The organism is Cypionkella sp. (assembly GCF_036782355.1).
Taxonomy (GTDB): Bacteria; Pseudomonadota; Alphaproteobacteria; order Rhodobacterales; family Rhodobacteraceae; genus Cypionkella.
In genome coordinates this window covers 1-1710 of sequence record NZ_DAIPZF010000077.1, presented here as the reverse complement: position 1 = coordinate 1710, position 1710 = coordinate 1, and the positions used below count along the sequence as shown (strand labels likewise).

The window sequence follows — 1710 nt, the reverse complement described above, 5'->3', positions numbered from 1 at the left end:
ACAGTTCTTGCGCGCACGGTTTCGCGCGGCAAGGCGGAAATGGGGAGCTCATTTATGAAAGTTGATCGCATCTTATCCCCCCTTGGCCAGTTCAACGACATGGGAGGCAAATCATTTAGTCAAAAACTGTAAATGGGCGCGAAAGACGCGCGCCGCATGCCCGGTAGCGGCTCTTTTGGGCCCGCCCGAAGCCCTGCGCTTAGGTTTCGGTCGTGGGGTGCTGCTCGCGCAGGGCCCTGCGCTGAATGCGGTTCAGCTTTTGCGGGGGCTCCGCTTTATCGAAGGGGAACAATACACCTGGATCCAAGGCGCGGCAGGTCTGTCGCGCTTCGATTTCATTGGTGGCTCCAATCACCATCCAATAAAACTTATCTTCAAACAGATGGTAAGACCGAAGCAAATTCAATTGGGCACGTTTGACGTAGAGCCCGACCAGGATATAGCCCAGAATAAATAACAAAATATGCGTCACCGCGGTGATGCTATAGACGATGGTAATGGCCAGCATCGGATAGTATAGACGATTGCCCAACATCCAAAGCAATGGCGCATAAGTTGCAAGAGGATCCGGCGCTGTGGGATGCATCGCGGCATTTTTGCGCAGATCTCTAAAGATTTCGAAGTTTTGGTAGGTTTCAATTGGCTCAAATTGCAGCTTCTTAAAGCCTTCGCTGACCTCGATGGCCTCCTCCGGCGATACAAAATCGAAATTCGCCCGCAAGGGCGTGTGAAAACAGACATTGAAAAAGACCCCGTCGCGCCAGAAGGTGACGAGCCATGCCACATCATCCACCATTGTCGGGTCATAATCTTCGAACACCGCTTTCAGGGTCTCTTTGTCCCCAAGAAACAGCTCACCGTCGATCGCGACAAGGATATCGTTTTCTTTGATCCGTTGCGCGACCGCTGCGCGCCCCATGCCCTGCTTTTGAACCTTCAAAAACTGACGGATCGGGGGCGCCTCTGCCTCGGCAACCTGCGGGTCTATCTGTTCGTCTTCAAGCGCCATGAAATTTCCTTAAGGAAAGCTGATTGGATCATCGACCTTTGGCCGGGTGGGGGCAGTTTTCGGCTTCACTTTTGGCGCTGTGCGGGTCCGCGGGGGCGGCGAATTTGCGGCGGTGATCTTGGCCGAAATCTCCCGTTGCAGCATGAGAATGGCTTCGATTTTTGTGGTCACCTCGGTCATAGGTGTTTGTGCGCCGGAATTTGCCGTTTCTTGCGCTGCAAAGGCCTCAATCAATTGCGCCTGCGCCAGCTCGAGCTGCGCAATAGCGGCGGTGATGACGTCGGAATGGTTGGCCAGATCGGAATCAATCTTATCCAATACAGTTGAGCTAAATTGAGACACTGAGGCCAGATTGGTTTCGGTCATATCGCTTAAACCATCCTGCGTGACCGTGGCATTTAACTCTTGCTGAGCTTCGATCCTTGAAAGTGTTTCATTGGCAGCTTCGGTCGCCATCATCAGCTTGTCTTGTTCCTGCATCGCTTCTTCAAGGGTGGTGGTGCTCGCGGCGAGTTTATCAACATTCTCTGCGAAAATGACTAAGGCTTCGAGCGAGGTGTTATTTGCGGTCTGCATGGATTCCATCGTGCGGTAATACATCATGGACGCGACAACAACGGCAACCAAACTGGCGGCAACGGAGCTGACAAAAACTATGGTCGCGCTTCTGTATATTTTTTTCACTTCGCTCTCCACGGCTG

2 protein-coding genes are annotated in these 1710 nt (G+C 52.7%); both read right to left on the bottom strand.

Translation table 11 applies throughout. The features are described from left to right. Window positions 1-199 precede the first annotated feature (199 nt). The gene (locus tag V7Q10_RS15585; protein ID WP_333870056.1) at window positions 200-1009 is read right to left on the bottom strand and encodes a hypothetical protein; all 810 of its coding nucleotides are present in this window, start codon (window positions 1007-1009) and stop codon (window positions 200-202) included. 9 nt (window positions 1010-1018) lie between these two features. Then, a partial coding sequence (locus tag V7Q10_RS15580) for a hypothetical protein (protein WP_333870055.1) occupies window positions 1019-1710 on the bottom strand: 692 nt, incomplete at its 5' end.